This is a genomic window from Coleofasciculus sp. FACHB-712 (genome assembly GCF_014695635.1).
Classification (GTDB): domain Bacteria; phylum Cyanobacteriota; class Cyanobacteriia; order Cyanobacteriales; family FACHB-T130; genus FACHB-T130.
Map to the genome: position 1 here is coordinate 1 of NZ_JACJOQ010000651.1, position 16,435 is coordinate 16,435.

The window sequence follows — 16,435 nt, forward strand, 5'->3', positions numbered from 1 at the left end:
TAGCCGTTATAGAAATCGAAGGAAGCGATTTGGATTGCGAGTAAATCTAATTGCAGGAATTTATAATTATGAGCTAAAAATAGCCAAATAATCTTAATTCCGCAAGAGGTCTACTCATCCAAGACTCTTTTCCCGCCACCTCTGCGGGAATAAAGCATTTTGAAGTGGGATCTTCACACGTCCACTTCGCCCATTTCTCTGCTTTCCCCTGCACCAAATCCCCAAAACGCAGCACTTTTAATTCGGCTTGACGCCACTTGATTTCCAGCTTTCCTTGCCGCAGTTTGATACCCAGGTAATCACAGTTAGGTAAGTATAAATACCAGTCTTCTCTATTTTCTGGCGATTCCATCTGTCCACTGAGGCTCTCTTGATTAAACCAATGTTCAATCTGTGTGGGGATTATGCCGTGATAAAACCAGCGCAGTTCCATCGTTACTAGCATCAGTTTTTCCTACCCAAAATGTTCAATTGCCGACTTTGAGGCTGCGTGACAGGAAGAAATCGATTGCTATATTAATTGTATAGAGCGGCAACAATTTTATAAAACTATCTACCTTCAATAAGCCTATACGGTTAGTCAATATTGATTTAAAAAATTAGTTATAAAAGAGAAAGGCTGCAATTTAGTTTTTTTTAATTATACAATTATTTAACAATGAAATTAATGCATTAAATCAATGCTTGTTTCACATTTGAAGACGGAGCAGGAGTTGATTGAGAAAGGTTTCTATTCGTCAAAATCAAGCAAGCGCAGCCTCTATACTGATTTATCGGCAATATCGGCAAATCTAGTATCTCCACCAAGATTCTAGGTAAACTAGCTTGTGAAACTTAAAGGCATCCAGGTTCAGGAAACAAGGGTCGTTAGTGTACGTCAAGCGTGTCGGGTTAAAATTGAGTAAAAGTGATTTAAATGATGTTATTAAGTGTTTTAGAGCAGGCTACTATTGCGGCACAGCAAAAAAACTGGTCATTATTAAACCAATGCTTGCAGCAACTGCCACTTAACAAAGAAGAGGGAAGGCAGGGAGAGTCGTTAACAGGAGAAGATTCTAACTCGCTTTACTTAGAGCAATTATTGAACCTGGCTTTAGATGTACTTGATGCAGGGGATTTTCAGGAACGGTGGGAAGTGGCGAAGGTGTTACCCAAATTAGGGGAAGGCGCGATCGCTCCTTTGATTTCCATTCTGAAAGACGAAGACGCCGACTTGGAGGAGCGCTGGTTTGCTGGTCGCATTCTGGGAGAATTTGACAATCCTGCCGTCATCACCGCCTTAGTAGAGCTGCTGAGAACATCTGAGGATGAAGAACTTACAGTGGCAGCAGCGGCTGCTTTAGCGCATATCGGCTCTCCGGCTGTGGAGGCTTTGACGGAACTATTAGCAGAGCCAGAGACACGACTGTTAGCCGTGCGATCGCTTGCCCAGATCCGCCGTTCCGAAACCATTGCGCCTTTACTGAACGTGGTTCAAGATCCTCAATCTACGATTCGAGCCGCGGCGATTGAAGCACTGGGTAGTTTTCACGACAGCCGGATTCCGCCAGTTTTGATGGATGCCTTGCAAGATCCAGCCGCGCAAGTGAGAAAAGAAGCAGTAATTGGCTTGGGGATGCGTTCCGATTTATTAGAAGAATTGGATCTGGTAACTCAGCTACAACCCCTGCTATTTGACTTTAATTTGGAAGTTTGCCAGCAGAGTGCGATCGCATTAGGACGACTGGGAACAGATGAAGCCGCCGCTGCCTTGTTTCAGGTACTCTCCTCCCCGAATACACCGCTTAGCTTGCAAGTAGACATCGTGCGATCGCTCCCCCAAACAGCAGCCGCCTTGGAGTATTTGCAACAAGCCCTTTCTGTTGAGTCTCCGGTGCTATGGCAGGAAATTGTCACCGTTTTAGGGCGAGTGGATTCTCCAAAATTAGCCCCCACCGCCGCTAAAATCCTGGTGACAGCACTTGAATCAGAAAGCTCAACTGCTCAAAATTCCAAGGTTAAACAAGCGGTGGCAATGGCATGGGGACAGCTAGGAGATGCCATTGCGATCAACCAGTTAATTGAACTGTTAGCAGATCCCGATGCGGGGGTAAAACTGCACGCGATCGCTGCTCTCAAAAAATTTCCCATTGCTTACCAGCAATTACAGCAACGCGCTACCACCGAAAATCTCACCCCAGAATTAAAAGAAGGAATCGCGATCGCTTTGAAAGAATGGACAGTGAATAGTTAATAGCCACTCGCTATTAACTATTAACACGGAAGCGTTACGGTAAAAGTCGTCCCTAACCCAACTTGGCTATCCACCGCTATCTTGCCTCCGTGTATTTCTACGCATCTTTTGACAATCGCCAACCCTAAGCCAGTTCCAGGAATTTTGCCAACATTTTTGGCTCGATGAAATGTTTCAAAGAGCCGCGCTAAATCTGCTGGAGGAATGCCAATTCCTTCATCTCTAATTTGGAAAGTTGCCTCTCCGTTCTGGCAAGTCAAGCCAAAATTAACGATGCCACCTTCGGGGGAATATTTAATTGCATTTGATAACAAATTATTCAGGATTTGTCGCAGCAATTTTTCATCCATAGAAACGGTTGTCTCAAATTCGTTTTCAGTGACGGTTAAACATTCCAGATTAGAACCTTGAAGAGAGTAATTATCAGTATTGAAATTTTCAAGTTTGAATTGCGTTTGATTACTGACAAAATTTATCTCGTGCTGATTGCTAGCACTCAGTTGGATTTCTTCTACCAAATTACGGCAGAATTCTGTTAGATCAAGGGGGACTGGATTAAATTCTGATTTCCCGGCATCTGCTCTGCCGATTAAAAGCACATCTTCTAACAGGTCGGTCATATTTCTAACGATGTCTTTAATCCGCAGCAAATATTTGCTTTTTTTCTCCTGAGACCATTCATTAGAGCAATGTTCTAACATATGGGCAGACAGAGAAATTGAGGTCAGCGGATTGCGAAATTCGTGGGAAACCATTGACACAAAGCGAGATTTCAATTCACCCAATTGTCGCTCTTGTTCCAACGCCTTGTGAATTTCTTCTTCTGCTTGCTTGCGAACGGTGATGTTGCGAATAATGCTAGTAACGAGAAATCCTTGCGGGGTTTCGATGTGGCTGAGGCTGACATCTACGGGGAACTCAGTGCCATCCTTGCGTCGGGCAAATAGCTCAAACCCCACTCCCATCGGTGGGACTTGAGGTTCACAACAGGAATCGGTGCGTTCTCGATCGTGTACGCGCCGAATGTAATCGGGTAGCAACATCTCCAGAGTATTGCCAAGCAATTCATCGCGCTCATAGCCAAACATTTTCTCAATTTGAGTGTTAACGAGAACGATGCGATCGCTTGCGCCAACAATCGCGATCGCGTCTGGTGCTGCTTCTAGAAATTGCCGGAATTTTTCTTCGCTTTGTCGGAGTTGGGCTTCTGCTTGCTGATGCTTGACTATTTCCTGTTGCGATCGCTCATTTGTCTCCTTTAACTCAGCATTGCGCTGTTTGAGATCCCACGAGAGTTGTCGCGTCCGCAACAACATCTCCACCCGCTTCTGCAACTCCATCTTCTCGATGGGGATGGTGACTAACTCATCAACACTCTTCCACGGGTGTCGAGTCATCAACCCCACATCCTGACGAGGAACGATCAACAGAAATGGCAGAAAAACTGGTAATTCAGCGGCTTTTCTCGCTTGTACCTCTTCCCAAAACTGCTTTAGAGCCACGCTATCTAAGACGCATAGGTCAAAAGCTGTGTTCAGGATTAAAGACTGAGGGCTAAGCGGTAAGGGTAGAACAGTACCCTGCCCGTGCTGAGTGCTGAGCAGCGCAGCCAGGGTGGGGAAACCCCGTTCCGGCTGAGAACTGAGAAGACGCCAATTTATCCCATTTCTACAAGACTGAGGATTGAGTAAAATTTCTCTGTTGTGTTCCTGCTCCTTAGCTCCTCGCCTCCCCGTCTCTTTTTCGTCAGGTAGCAATACTTCGTGATGCCCAGCAAGCCACTCTGAGAGCAGGCGGCGGTTTTCTTTTTGCTCTACAAGCAACAAAATCCGGCTCATACTTAATCTCTTAGTAGACTGCGAACGATCCCTAGGAACTTTTTGACGACTAGCGGTTTAACTAATGTACTTTGCATTCCGTGAGCTAGGTTTTGCTGCTCAATCGCGACACTTTGCTTAGGCAAGAGTATTAGAAAGGGTATTTGCCGATCCCGAATTCGTTCGCAGCGTTTCCAAACACGCCGGTAAAAACCGTCTATGTCCACCAGCACCAAACCGATTGCTTTTGACTGGCTTAGGGCTAGATCGAGTCCCTCTAAAAGGTTAGCACTTTTGACACAATCCCCTTCTTTGCCGAGGAATTGAACCACAAGTTCCAGGTGGCGCTGGTTTCGCTCTGCCGCCAAAATCAACGGTTGCTCCTTCAAATTTCCCCCTTTGTTTTGGGTTCTCTCTACTGCTATCGTAATTCAGTCATAAGTGCCGTGATATGGCTCACAATGGCTCAATATTCTGTTATTTGGATCTTGAGGTTAGCCTGAAATCGGATAAATTTTGAAGCGATCGCTTCCTTCCTCTTTTGCTACAGATAGCATCTTTTGCGCCTCAGCAATCAAGGCTTGCGGGGTGGAATTTCTCTCAGGAATTAACGTGGCAACCCCTAAACTTATAGTTACTCGGTCGCCAATCGGAGAATTCGCGTAGGAAATGTTTACATCTGCCACATTTAAACGCATTGCCTCTGCCACGACAATCGCCCCAGAGCGATTGGTATCGGGGAGAAGTGTCACAAATTCTTCACCCCCATATAGGGCGACAACGTCTCCACATCTTTTCACAGCAGCACTTAAAGCTTTTGCAACTTCTCTTAGACAATAATCGCCTCGCTGAAGTCCGTAGGTATCCTTAAAAGCTTTGAAAAAATCAAGATTAATCATAATCAACGACAGAAACCTTGCCTCTCTAGCCGCACGTCTCCATTCCCGTTCTAAAATTTCTTCAAAATGATGGCGATTCGCAATTCCTGTCAGCGCGTCTCTAAAAACTAAGTCATCTACCTTTGGGTTAGACTTCTGTAAATTGGGTGCCGCTTTTAATAGCCGGTTGTCGCGGGCTTTCCCAAGCTCAAATTTAGATCTGTGTTTCAAAATCGAACTAACTCGCGTCAGTAGTTCTGCTTTACCGATGGGTTTGATCCGATGATCGGCAGCGCCAGCGATCAGTGTAAACTGCCAGTCCGTTGAGCCAGACTGGTTAGAAAGCATCAGAATGGGAATTGCCTCGTGCCGCAGCCATTCGCAAATCCGACTGTCTAGACTACAGATATCTACGATAGCGAGACTGATTTGTGCAGAATGTCTCAAAGCTTGCTCAAACTCCTCCAAGCTGTCAGCGGTGAGGATTGGATATCCTTCCTGAATCAAGAATTGTGCGATCAGTTGCAAGTTGTGGTGGTTTCGGCTGGCGACTAGGAGCGATGTTTGTTTCTTCATGCTGATTCATCAGAGAGTGCTAAGGGGTATCTTTTTCATCACTCATTTTGATGCGATGCCGTCGGCGATCGCTTCGCTGAGTATACGATTGGCGTATATCGTATTTATTTCCAAGGGTTTTCCCGTTCATGCTATGGTAAGACCCGCTTGTGCCACCCTGACTAAGCTGCTGTATCAAGCCCTACCAAAACAGTTAAGCAAATCCGCTAAATTCATTTCATCGGCTTTAAATGTAATTTAGGCTACATATCATGCGACTAGAGCAGTTGCAAGCCTTTCTGGCAGTTGCTGAAACCGGCAGTTTTCAGCAAGCGGCGCGAAAGTGTGGGTTCACTCAGTCCACTATTAGCAGGCAAATCCAATCTCTGGAAACAGATCTCGGTATTTCCCTGTTTCATCGCACGGCTCAGGCAAAGCTAACAGTCGGAGGCGAGCGCTTTTTGCCCCGCGCCCGCAAAATTTGTCAAGAGTGGCAACAAGCCACGCAAGAATTAGCGGACTTGTTGGCAGGAAAGCAACCCGAACTCTGTGTAGCGGCAATTCACTCGGTTTGCGCCCAATACTTGCCGTCCGTGTTGCAGCAGTTTTGCCGAGATTACCCGGCGGTGCAGCTGCGAGTGACTTCGCTGGGAAGCGATCGCGCTCTCAAAGTCTTGCGAGACGGAATGGTTGATGTCGCGATCGTGATGAATAACCGCTTTTTAACGGCTAGCCCGGATATGGTGGTCGATGTCTTATACAATGAACGCATCGAAATCTTGATGGCGGCAAATCATCCTCTGACTAAGTACCAACAGGTGCCCTGGTCAGAACTCGTTCACTACCCGCAAGTGGTATTTAAGGATGGGTACGGGATGCAACGCTTGGTACAAGAGCGATTTTTGCGGCAAGGCGCTAATCTTCAGGCGGTGATGGAGTTAAATACGCTTGATGCCTTTCGCGGTGTTGTGCGGCAAGGAGAATTGATTGCCCTTTTGCCCCAGTCAGCTTTGGTAGATGCTCGCCAGGATGCAACGCTGGCGATTCGAGTCATTGATTCCACACCCGCGCCAGGGACGCCAAACTTAGCCGACTCGCTGGCAGATCCCAGCTTGTCTCGTCAGGTAGTGATGGTAACAACGCGCGATCGCTTGCTGATTCCCCCCATTCAGCACTTTTGCCAGATGGTACGCGAGTTAGTCCCGATGCAATTTGCAGGAGCGATTGGCAACACAATAATCTGTTCGGATGCTTCTATACCTGTTAACTAATGGTTAATGGCTATTGCAAAAAATCTTTTGGGAATGAGCCATTCGCAAAAACTGATAACGATTGACTACGACAAAATACTATGAGTAATGAGTTCAGGGAAATTCTGCGAAAAGTGGGTAGTGGCGTCCATACGGGCGAAAATATAAGTCGCTCCGAAGCTGAGGAAGCGACACGGATGATGCTCCTACAGGAAGCAACACCAGCGCAGATTGGAGCATTTATGATCGCCCATCGGATTAAGCGTCCCACCGGCGAAGAATTGGCAGGGATGCTAGACGCCTACGACGCACTAGGGCCAAAACTGCAACCCATCGGCTCAGAACGCCCGGTTATCGTTCTGGGGACGCCCTACGATGGGCGATCGCGCACGGCACCCATAACGCCACTGACAGCTTTAATCTTGGCAACCGCTGGACAGGCGGTGGTGATGCACGGGGGCGACCGGATGCCTACCAAGGAAGGCTTGCCACTGATTGAGATTTGGCAGGCGTTGGGTGTCAATTGGGCTGAGTTATCCCTCCCTGTCGTCCAGCAGGTGTTTGAGGCAACCCAACTCGGATTTGTTTATTTGCCCAAGCATTTCCCCCAAGCGGCGGGACTGGTTCCCTACCGCGACCAAATTGGCAAACGTCCACCCTTTGCAACGATGGAGTTAATGTGGTGTCCCTATGCAGGGGAAGCTCACGTTGTGGCGGGGTTTGTCCATCCTCCCACGGAAGGGATGTTTCAAGACTCTTCGGCATTGCGAGGCAACCCCCAGTATTTCACAGCGGTGAAAGGATTAGAAGGTAGCTGCGATTTACCGCGCGATCGCACGGCAATTATTGGAACTTGGCAACCCGGTTCGTCTCCGCAACGCCTCCTGCTTCATCCCCGTGACTACGGCTTTGAGGGAAAGGAAGTTGCCCTAGACTCCGCAACTGAATTGGTACAAGAAATGCAAGCCGTGCTGCAAGGTAACAAGAGCGAACTTATGCAAGCAGCCATCTGGAACGGTGGTTTTTACCTGTGGCATTGCGGTCTCGCCCCAGATTTATCATCCGGTTTAACTCAGGCAGAAACTTTATTGGGTAGCGGTCAAGTTGCCCAGAAACTACAGGATATTAGTCGGGTGATTTCTTCTTTAAGTTCTTCAGTCTTCAGTAGTCGGTAGGAGGAGGATTAGGAAAAAGTTTTGAGTTTTGAGTTTTGAATTTAAGAACTCTTTTGTCACTCATCCCTCTTTTCCTAAAGTAACAAAAGAGGGATCAAAACTCTGATTCCCAGAAAAAAGTTTTGAATTTTGAATTAAAGAACTTTTTTGTGGCTCAAAACTCTACACTCTCATGACCGATTACTCAACGGCTAAAATCATTCCTTCACGGGCGAGTAATCCATTCGGAAACGCCGACTGGATTTGTCCTTCTACTTGGTCGAGAAAGTCATCGCTGTAGTCTGGTTCGTAGCTAAACATCACCAATTTTTTGACGTTAGCCGCATCAGCCGCTTTAACGCAGGTTTGCCAGAAGGGATTTTCGCAGGGTTGAATCGCAAAGTCACCTGCATGAGAAGACTCACCGTTTGCCCCCAAACCTTGGTCTAGTTCCGGGGAAGTCGCATTGCAAATGAGTAAATCGGCTTCACGGGCTAAGTGCAGCAGATTTTCATCAAGGGCATTCGGATCGTTGTCTGCACCCGTAGCGTAAACAGCCGTGCGTCCCTGCCAGGTAACTCGGTAGCCTATTGTCCGCAGGGAATTGTTGGTTAAACAGGTTTCAATCGTGATATCGTCTACTGCGAGCGTCTCGCCGGGAGTTAGATCGTAGAACTGTAGTTCTGATTGCATCACCTGTATAGGGACTGGAAAATTCGGAGGCGTCATCTGGTCGCTGAGACTTTGTTGAATCGATGCTCCATCAGATCCTGCTGCCCCATAAATATGAAAACAATTGCCCTTAATAAAGGCAGGAACGAAAAAAGGAACGCCTTGAATGCGATCGCTTTGGGAGTCGGTAAAGAATACGTAAGCTTCCACCGGCATTTGACGCAGTAATTGATTACCCAGTAACCGCAAGCCGGTGCCGCCATCAAAAATTAATCGTTTGGAGCCTACCCGCATTTCCACACAGGGAGTATTGCCGCCGTAGCGAAGCGTCTCCTTGCCAGCGGCGGCAATTTTGCCCCGCACACCCCAAAACTGCACCACAAACTCTGCATCAGCTTGGGTTGACTGACTCGCTGTGGGATTGGAAATTTGAGGATTTGGTGCCGCTGGTTCTTTTGAAGACATATATTCGCTCAAGAAGTTAGCTGCACGCTTAGCAGATCGTCGTAGCGGCGGACTTCTATTAACCGATTTTGTCCGTCTACGAGGACAACTTTAGGTTGATAAGTTTTCAGTTCTTCTGGGCTAAATTGCCCGTAGGTCATGATGATTAAGCGATCGCCCTTCATTCCCAAACGAGCCGCCGCACCATTGAGTTCGACTGCCCCTGAATTTGCAGGTGCCGCGATTGCATAAGTAATCAAGCGCTCTCCATTCGAGACATTCACGACTTGTACCTGTTCATAAGGTAGTATACCTGCGGCATCCAACAGGGTTCTATCAATACTGATACTCCCTACATAGTCAAGATTTGCCCTAGTAAGCGTGCAACTATGAATTTTTGATAGAAGAAGCGATCGCTGCATACAAGAAAGGTAATTAACACCATTGAGAAAGTGCAAGGCGCTGATTGCTTCTCCTGCTATGCCTGCACTTTCCTCATGTTGTATCTATCAGCACTAGGGTTCGGCGCATGAAAAGTTTTCTCAGCTAAAGCTGATTCTAACGTTCTCAAACCACTTCATCCCTCAATTTTTTCCTAGTTCGCTCACCTAGCGCTCGTAGGCCTACCCTTTGCTGCCAGCTTCAATACATTGTTCCACCAGTGGCATCACTTTATCGACATCTTGCCAACCCAGAATTTCCGTGACCTTTTTCTCTAAATTCTTGTAGGTCTTGAAAAATTCTGCGATTTCGTCTAGTCGGTGTGGCGCAAGGTCTTTGAGAGATTTGACTTGGGCATAGCGCGGATCTTTGTCGGGAACGCACAGAATTTTTTCGTCCCGATCTCCCCCGTCAATCATCTCTAACATTCCGATAGGTCGCGCTTGAATAACACACCCTGGAAATGTTGGCTCTTCCATTAACACCATGCCATCCAGGGGATCGCCATCATCTGCTAGGGTGTTGGGTACAAAGCCGTAGTCATAGGGGTACTGCACCGAAGAATAAAGCACCCGGTCTAAGGCAAAGGCTTGTAAGTCCTTATCGTACTCGTACTTATTTTTGCTACCAGCGGTAATTTCAACCAGGACGTTAATGAGACCTGGTTTGGGTTGAGCAGGAATGCGTGTTAAATCCAAAACGTTTCTCCAGTTTCTCCAAGCAACACAAAGTATTGGGGGTGCCCTGATGTCAGTTTGAAGGCTGTAGAGGCTTAACGTAGTTACTTTACAGCCGCTACGAATCGCACCCGTTGTTGAAGGAGGAATCAGAATATTCCTCCTTCATCCTTCATCCTTTCAGATAGCCCTTGTGAGCATTCTACGGGAAGAAGGTCAACACAGAATCTTCTGTTTACCCAGATTCCAGGATTACGCGATATCCATTTGTTGTATCTTGAAGGTCAGTCTTCGGGTATCGGGATTGAATAGCTGGTTTGCTGCTGCAAGCTTTGAGCGCCGCTTGGAGAGTAGTGAGCGATCGCAAACACAGGTAAGGTCAAAGTCAACAAAGCAATTGCAGTTCCTAGTAACTCTGCCCACCTTTGCGGAGGAGGTTGGTCAGAAGAGTTAGAGGACTGGCTACTTAATTCCATAAAAAGATAATTGCAAACTCAACACGATCAAATGAAACAGTGAAAAGAGGGGAAATTTTGAACCTCCTCTGTTCTTAATTCTAGCGAGTTCTTCTAAGCTGTCTGTCGTCTATTAAACAATCTCAACCTATAGATAGGTGCTATCAAACACACTGATAGATGTCAACCGTCTTTGGGAATAGAAGATTGAAGCTTAAAAGGAGGAGAAATTTTAGGTTAGTTTAAACATTTAACTTGCAAGTTGTTAACTTGCAAGAATCGGGGCTTAATTCTAGTGCCCGACGAAGCTATGATGCATAAAAGAAGCTCACACCGGAAGATGGAGTGGTAGCCATGTACCTTCCCACTGCCCTTGCCGACGAACTCAAGCTCTACCTAGAGCAACTGGCTGATAAGGGAGAGACACAAGCGCAAACCCTGTTGACTCAAATCGAACAAGTTGCGACTCCTAGCTCAACGCTGACAACGCTAACGGATATGGAGCAAGAAATGTCTTCCACACCTCCAGAAGGGATGGGTTTGAGGTGTTGAACACTAATGCCAACAGCAAGACGTTCCAATAGCAAGACGAAGCTTTGTTCCTTGTCCGTCAGTAGTAGGTGGTAACGATTTTTTCCCTATCCGCTACTCACTACCCCATTATCGATTCTGATGTCTCAGCCTCCTCCCAAGCCTCCTATAAGATCGACGGACGCCAAGTCAGCTAGAATTAAGCGCCTGCGATCGCTTACTTATATTCTGGATAATGCGATCGCGATTCCGGGAACTTCCTACCGCGTGGGCATCGATCCTCTACTTGGACTGCTCCCTGGAGGCGGGGATATACTAGGAAGTGCCTTGTCAGGCTATATCGTGCTGGAGGCAGCGCTGCTGGGTCTACCACGAGAAGCTTTGGTGCGGATGGTGCTAAATATTATTTTTGAGACTTTAGTTGGCACTGTGCCGGTGTTGGGGGATTTCTTTGACGCTACCTGGAAAGCGAATGCTAAAAACATGATGCTTCTAGAAGCTCATCTCGCTTCTCCTCGGCAGAGTCAAAAGGCAGATTGGTGGTTTATCATTCTGCTGTTGGGTGGGTTGATGCTCTTTGTGATTTGCATTGCTGCTTTTAGTCTTTTTATCCTGAATCTGCTGTGGCAAACGATAACTAAATAAAAATTAAAAATTAAAAACTTTAATTCGTTTCTCCTTTCCAATCTGATATTTTTAATTCCTTGCAAGCAAAGTTTATTGGCTAACCCTTGAATTCGATTCTCAAGGGGATTGTACAACAGATGAGTAAGAAAGACTGGTGGGAAGCCACATTTCCAAACGGGCGTCAAACGATAACCATTTCTGATGCTAACGGGAATCCTGTAAAAATTGCTTATGGCGAAAAAGGTACAGGTAAACCGCTATTTTTAGTGCATGGAATGGCGAGCTGGAGCTACAATTGGCGTTACGCGATTGAGCCATTGTCACAACATTTTCGCGTTATCTGTTTCGATGCGAAAGGACACGGTTTTTCCGAGATGCCATCACACCCGGAAATACTCGGTCATCAATCGCTCGAACTAGAGCAGATCGTGCGAGCGTTATGCGATGAACCGGCTGTTGTGGTAGCCCTATCTTTGGGGGCATTAGTGACCCTCGCCACCGCCCAAGCGCATCCAGATTTGTTCGATCGATTAGTTGTAATTAATGTACCGATTTTCCTCAAACGATTGCCGTTTTGGGGGATGCAGTTATTAGCAGATTTGCCGTTAGATTTAGTTAAGATAGCGGATCACTTGCGCGTGACTCAACTATTTGCACCGCTACTGTGGCAAATTGTAGCCTTCGGGCGTCGGGAAGTTGTAGTGGATTGGACACGAATTACACCCGAAGAAGTTTACTGGATTACTTATCCGTATGTCGAATTTCCGAATGCTTTGACAAAAACTGCCGAGGATTTACAACACGCAGCGCAAGAAATTCAGCGTTTGGTAAAGAATGAACCGAATTTAATTCGTAACGTCCAAGATAACCTGAGTGCGATCGCCTGTCCGACTCTAATTCTTTGGGGCGATCAAGATCAATGGTTCCCAGTTGCTGATGGCAAAAAACTTCATGCCTGTATGCCCAGCTCTAAGTTTAAGATTATCCCCGACTGCGGTCATGATGCGGCGGGAAGTCACGCAGATGCGATCGCGTCCGAGATTCTTGAGTTTATGCGCGATACAGATTTTCTAAATTCAGAATCTTTGTATCGTTTTTAGCAGTAAAGTTACCCTAAGTATTGTTCATTTGATGCTAAATTCCAGTAGAGGCGGGATTTTCTCGTCTTACTCGCTATATAAACAAAGTCCGCACCGCTGTCAAAAGTGAGCGCTGAGAGAGATCTGTCGCCGTATTGTTAGGCTGCGATCGCTTTCCCGCCAGTTATGATAGTTTCTTCTCTGCTTGGAACCTCAGCCAGTTCTTAAATACGACCGATTTAGGATTCAACTGTTCAACCAAAAGGATGAGCCAAATTAATCCACCAGTAGTAGGCTGATTAGTAATAATTCGCTTATATTTTTAAATACACTTCGCACTCTAGTTTCAGAGGTAACTTCAGAAGTGATAAATATGTCCTTGTCTTTCATCATGCCGCTAGCGATTACCCTGCTAGCTGTCTATATACTTCAAAATTCTGCTGACGAAATTTCCTATCTCGCCGCCGCAATTTCTCTTGTTGGTTTATTTGTAAGTTTGGTTGTAGCGCCTTGGCAAATTCAGGTATTGCTGCTATTGGTCGTACTGCTAAGCGCAAGACGACTTTTGCAGCAATGTCAGCCTGTAGTCGATGCTCAATTTGACACGCAATCTGAGCCTAAGATTGCGCCTCAACCTGAATTTCAGGAAGACGACAAGACTCAACTCAGCTATCGCGGGATTAACTACGAATCCACCTCTTCAACTGTTGAAGTAGCAGAAGTTGAAGTTACAGGAAAATACCGGGGTCAGGTTTGTAAAGTCCGCAAAACAGAAAATATGCCGGTGTCTCAACCGACATCGGGATTAAAATATCGAGGCGCTACCGTGATTTCTCAAGCTTCCCCTATACCTCCGGTTGAAGAATCAAAATAAACGCCAGAATCTTAGCCACAGATGCAACGGTAGCAATTGAGCGAATTTTGCTGCAAGCAACCTGCACTTAAAATATGCTGTTGCTCTGGTTGGATTAGGGCGATTGCTTAAACAGAAACTCTCCTCGCTGCAATTCGCGGACGACCTCCACAGGTTTCTGGAGTACGCACAATTAATGTCCCGATGTCGGTGATAGTTGACATATTTACCTCTGTAAGACTTGGCTTATATTTTAACGTTGCAGCGATCGCGCTTTTGTGCTAGAGAGTCTGCGGCTACGGGTTGTGTCATAATAAGGCGATCGACCCCCATAGAGCGCTACTAATGGTGCAATCACCCGAATCTCCCAGCGAACTGGCTGCTGCCCTTCAGAACCCAGTCGATCTAAATTTCGATCTGCCCGATCCAGAGGATGAGCAGATTCCAGAGTTTGAGTTTCAGAAGCTGGTAGACAATGCTTGGCTGGTGTGCGATCGCTTCGACTTGCAGACGGAAATCTGGCGGGGGCGGATTTTGCGAATCGTGCGAGATAGAGAGAAACAAGGCGGTGACGGACGCGGTACCGGATTTCTCAATTGGCTGAAAGAACGGGAAATCAGTAAAAGTCAGGCATATTCCTTAATTCAACTGGCAAATAGTGCTGATACCCTTTTAGAAGAGGGGCATCTTGACCCGGATGCGATTCGTAGCTTCAGCAAACGCGCCTTCATCGAAACCTCTAAGGCTTCCCCAGAAATCCAACAACTGGTGACAGATGCGGCAAATAAAGGCGATCGCATTACCAGGCGCGAAGTGCGGCAACTCTCCGACGAATGGACAGCCATGAATTCAGAATTGCTACCAGATGAAGTCAAGGAAAAGGCCGCTGCGGGTTCTCTTCCCCCCCGATTTCTGTCTCCTCTGGTGCGGGAAATGGAGAAATTACCAGAATCTCACATCAGCGCCCTGAAAGAGGAAGTCGCCGGGAACCCCGATGTCGATACGGTTAAACAGGTGACATCAGATGCCCGGAATTTATCTAAATACTTAGACGCCGCCGCTCAAGTTCAGGCAATTGAGCGCACCTCTATTGACGTGGAAATGGCATTAGAGGAAGCTTTGCGTCTGGGTTGTCTAAATACCGCCGCCGATATGGTGAAGCAGGCGGCGCAACTGGAACAGACGATTGCCAAATTTTACATGACCTGGAAGCGGCTGGGCAGTCTGACCGATAGGCTGTATGTAGACACTGGCGCAAGTAGCCCTCATTTGCGATCGCTCCTTTCTTGCCTGGAACGCCTTGCGGGTGAAGTCGTGGAGGTAAGTTTGGATGATGAAGGCGATCGCACGATTCGCCTCAAAGTCATCGCAGATAACGCCTAAAACGCTTTCTTCAGAGGCGATTAATCGCGGTTCTCCAGAGATATCCCAAGATAGGTCAATTCGATCTCTTCTTGGGGCGGATCAATTTTTTAACCTTCCTCCAAATTGCGCCCGGATTCAAGTAAGCCCGATATTTGGTTGCGGCTTCTTTTCCGACTAGCACCAAACCTACCCAAAAGGCAATTTCTCCCACAACCGCAAGAATCGGAACCAATATGGCTTTTTGGGCGATCGCTAGCGGTAGCAAGGGCACCACTAAGAGGATTGCCACCCAAGGCAGGAAAGAGAAAACAATTAAAAATATACCGAGTTTCTGCATACTCCTGATTGTGACAAACTGTAACAAGATTGACAGGATATATGCACACTATCTTGTAGGGATATAGAAGACATCCCCTGCAAGCGTCAGATTAATTCTTAATCCCCGTCGCCGCGATCCCCCGAATGAACTGACGCTGCCCGACGAGAAACAGTAACACGACAGGTACGGTAGCGATCGCAACAGCCGCCATCAGCAAAGGCCAATTATTCGTAAATTGCTCCTGAAACTCTGCCAACGCTAGCTGCACCGTCCTCAATTCCGGTCGCGTTGTAAAAATCAGGGGCTTAAACAAATCGTTCCATTCCCCAATAAATGTGAACAGAAACAGCGTCACCAATGCCGGACGAGACAACGGTAGCATCACCCGCCACAGAATTTGTAGGCGGTTTGCCCCATCCAGCGCCGCTGCTTCCTCCAACTCCACTGGAATCGTTTGAAAATACTGCCGCAACAGAAAAATCCCAAATCCATTCGCCGCCGTAGGTAAAATCAGCGCCCAGTAAGTGTTGATCAAGTGTCCCCACTTTAAAACCAAAAAAATTGGAATTACCAACAGTTGAAAGGGAATTACCAGCGTAGCCAAGACAATCAGCAGAATTGCCTGACGCCCCTGAAACTTCAGCCGCGCCAACGCATAACCGGCGAGTGCAGCGGTGATCGTCTGAAACCCCGTTACAGCTAGCGCCACTAGGGTAGAATTGGCAAACGCTAATAAAAAGTTACCGCGCCTCCAAGCTTCGCGGTAGTTGGCAAAGCTGGGGTGAGATGGAAAGAAGCTTCCTCCAGGTGTCGCACCCACTTTGTCAAAAGAGGTGACGAAGACAATCCCAAGCGGTAATAGCACGACACAAGCGCCTAGCAACAGCAATAGCGGGTTCGCCAGATGGGAAAGCTGAGTGACTGACAATCGACCCTGTGGATTTTTCTTAGGCATGAATACTTACTTAAATTGACTGATCCCGTTTGGCTCCAGGATAGGTACAGTACAATTATTAGATTAAGTTACGTTACTATTCCACAGAAATTTAGGTCGGTCTAGGATCGACCTATTCGTGAGGAGCAGA

The 16,435-nt window shown here is 46.9% G+C and carries 19 protein-coding genes and 1 pseudogene; 9 read left to right on the plus strand and 11 right to left on the minus strand.

Translation table 11 applies throughout. The features are described from left to right. Nucleotides 1-73: 73 nt before the first annotated feature. Entirely contained in the window at nt 74-445 is a 372-nt protein-coding gene (locus H6F50_RS24490) for a hypothetical protein (RefSeq protein ID WP_190430689.1), read from the minus strand. Nucleotides 446-916: 471 nt separating this feature from the next. Here H6F50_RS24490 and H6F50_RS24495 point away from each other — a divergent pair, with 471 nt between their 5' ends. After that, nucleotides 917-2,233, plus strand: a complete 1,317-nt coding sequence (locus H6F50_RS24495) for a HEAT repeat domain-containing protein (RefSeq protein WP_347277205.1) — start codon at nt 917-919, stop codon at nt 2,231-2,233. Between the two features lie 20 nt (nt 2,234-2,253). On the opposite strand, the gene H6F50_RS24500 is transcribed toward H6F50_RS24495, so the two are convergent. The 3 genes from H6F50_RS24500 to H6F50_RS24510 all read right to left on the minus strand — a co-directional run bounded on the left by H6F50_RS24500 (nt 2,254) and on the right by H6F50_RS24510 (nt 5,504). Continuing rightward, nucleotides 2,254-4,071 carry an ATP-binding protein gene (locus H6F50_RS24500; protein ID WP_190430690.1) on the minus strand — a complete coding sequence of 606 codons (1,818 nt, stop codon included), beginning with the start codon at nt 4,069-4,071 and terminating at the stop codon, nt 2,254-2,256. Nucleotides 4,072-4,073: 2 nt separating this feature from the next. Next, nucleotides 4,074-4,439: a response regulator gene (locus H6F50_RS24505; protein WP_190430691.1), complete on the minus strand. Its 366-nt coding sequence runs from the start codon at nt 4,437-4,439 to the stop codon at nt 4,074-4,076. A gap of 105 nt (nt 4,440-4,544) precedes the next feature. After that, on the minus strand, nt 4,545-5,504 hold the full coding sequence (locus H6F50_RS24510) for a diguanylate cyclase (protein WP_190430692.1): 960 nt from the start codon (nt 5,502-5,504) through the stop codon (nt 4,545-4,547). Here H6F50_RS24510 and H6F50_RS24515 point away from each other — a divergent pair. The 3 genes from H6F50_RS24515 (at nt 5,503) to H6F50_RS24525 (ending at nt 7,908) form a co-directional block, all read left to right on the plus strand. After that, entirely contained in the window at nt 5,503-5,745 is a 243-nt protein-coding gene (locus tag H6F50_RS24515) for a hypothetical protein (RefSeq protein WP_190430693.1), read from the plus strand. The two genes, H6F50_RS24510 and H6F50_RS24515, sit on opposite strands and share 2 nt — an antisense overlap. Before the next feature lie 10 nt (nt 5,746-5,755). Next, nucleotides 5,756-6,754: a LysR family transcriptional regulator gene (locus H6F50_RS24520; protein ID WP_190412346.1), complete on the plus strand. Its 999-nt coding sequence runs from the start codon at nt 5,756-5,758 to the stop codon at nt 6,752-6,754. Between the two features lie 80 nt (nt 6,755-6,834). After that, nucleotides 6,835-7,908: an anthranilate phosphoribosyltransferase family protein gene (locus H6F50_RS24525; protein WP_190430694.1), complete on the plus strand. Its 1,074-nt coding sequence runs from the start codon at nt 6,835-6,837 to the stop codon at nt 7,906-7,908. Between the two features lie 180 nt (nt 7,909-8,088). On the opposite strand, the gene H6F50_RS24530 is transcribed toward H6F50_RS24525, so the two are convergent. The 4 genes from H6F50_RS24530 to H6F50_RS24545 all read right to left on the minus strand — a co-directional run bounded on the left by H6F50_RS24530 (nt 8,089) and on the right by H6F50_RS24545 (nt 10,597). After that, entirely contained in the window at nt 8,089-9,024 is a 936-nt protein-coding gene (locus tag H6F50_RS24530; RefSeq protein WP_190412348.1) for an MBL fold metallo-hydrolase, read from the minus strand. An 8-nt stretch (nt 9,025-9,032) separates the two neighbouring features. After that, nucleotides 9,033-9,425: an aspartate 1-decarboxylase gene (panD, locus tag H6F50_RS24535; protein ID WP_190412855.1), complete on the minus strand. Its 393-nt coding sequence runs from the start codon at nt 9,423-9,425 to the stop codon at nt 9,033-9,035. Nucleotides 9,426-9,626: 201 nt separating this feature from the next. After that, on the minus strand, nt 9,627-10,142 hold the full coding sequence (locus H6F50_RS24540; RefSeq protein WP_190430695.1) for an inorganic diphosphatase: 516 nt from the start codon (nt 10,140-10,142) through the stop codon (nt 9,627-9,629). A 263-nt stretch (nt 10,143-10,405) separates the two neighbouring features. After that, nucleotides 10,406-10,597, minus strand: a complete 192-nt coding sequence (locus tag H6F50_RS24545; RefSeq protein WP_190412350.1) for a hypothetical protein — start codon at nt 10,595-10,597, stop codon at nt 10,406-10,408. Between the two features lie 333 nt (nt 10,598-10,930). Between H6F50_RS24545 and H6F50_RS24550 the strand changes: the two genes are divergently transcribed. The 4 genes from H6F50_RS24550 to H6F50_RS24565 all read left to right on the plus strand — a co-directional run bounded on the left by H6F50_RS24550 (nt 10,931) and on the right by H6F50_RS24565 (nt 13,687). After that, complete coding sequence (locus H6F50_RS24550) at nt 10,931-11,128, plus strand: hypothetical protein (protein WP_190430696.1); 198 nt, start codon at nt 10,931-10,933, stop codon at nt 11,126-11,128. 120 nt (nt 11,129-11,248) lie between these two features. Then, nucleotides 11,249-11,752: a DUF4112 domain-containing protein gene (locus H6F50_RS24555; protein ID WP_190412352.1), complete on the plus strand. Its 504-nt coding sequence runs from the start codon at nt 11,249-11,251 to the stop codon at nt 11,750-11,752. Nucleotides 11,753-11,871: 119 nt separating this feature from the next. Continuing rightward, nucleotides 11,872-12,834 carry an alpha/beta hydrolase gene (locus H6F50_RS24560; protein ID WP_190430697.1) on the plus strand — a complete coding sequence of 321 codons (963 nt, stop codon included), beginning with the start codon at nt 11,872-11,874 and terminating at the stop codon, nt 12,832-12,834. A gap of 352 nt (nt 12,835-13,186) precedes the next feature. Continuing rightward, the gene (locus H6F50_RS24565; protein WP_190430698.1) at nt 13,187-13,687 is read left to right on the plus strand and encodes a DUF4278 domain-containing protein; all 501 of its coding nucleotides are present in this window, start codon (nt 13,187-13,189) and stop codon (nt 13,685-13,687) included. A 110-nt stretch (nt 13,688-13,797) separates the two neighbouring features. Here the strand turns inward: H6F50_RS24565 and H6F50_RS28105 are convergent. Continuing rightward, nucleotides 13,798-13,890: pseudogene (locus H6F50_RS28105) on the minus strand (DUF433 domain-containing protein); the annotation flags it as partial. 121 nt (nt 13,891-14,011) lie between these two features. Here H6F50_RS28105 and H6F50_RS24575 point away from each other — a divergent pair. After that, nucleotides 14,012-15,049, plus strand: coding sequence for a hypothetical protein (locus H6F50_RS24575; protein WP_190430699.1), 1,038 nt, complete (start codon nt 14,012-14,014; stop codon nt 15,047-15,049). 55 nt (nt 15,050-15,104) lie between these two features. On the opposite strand, the gene H6F50_RS24580 is transcribed toward H6F50_RS24575, so the two are convergent. Together H6F50_RS24580 and H6F50_RS24585 are read right to left on the minus strand one after the other, a co-directional pair. Beyond that, nucleotides 15,105-15,368 carry a transporter suffix domain-containing protein gene (locus tag H6F50_RS24580; protein ID WP_190430700.1) on the minus strand — a complete coding sequence of 88 codons (264 nt, stop codon included), beginning with the start codon at nt 15,366-15,368 and terminating at the stop codon, nt 15,105-15,107. A gap of 91 nt (nt 15,369-15,459) precedes the next feature. Beyond that, the gene (locus H6F50_RS24585; RefSeq protein ID WP_190430701.1) at nt 15,460-16,305 is read right to left on the minus strand and encodes a carbohydrate ABC transporter permease; all 846 of its coding nucleotides are present in this window, start codon (nt 16,303-16,305) and stop codon (nt 15,460-15,462) included. Nucleotides 16,306-16,435: the final 130 nt, after the last annotated feature.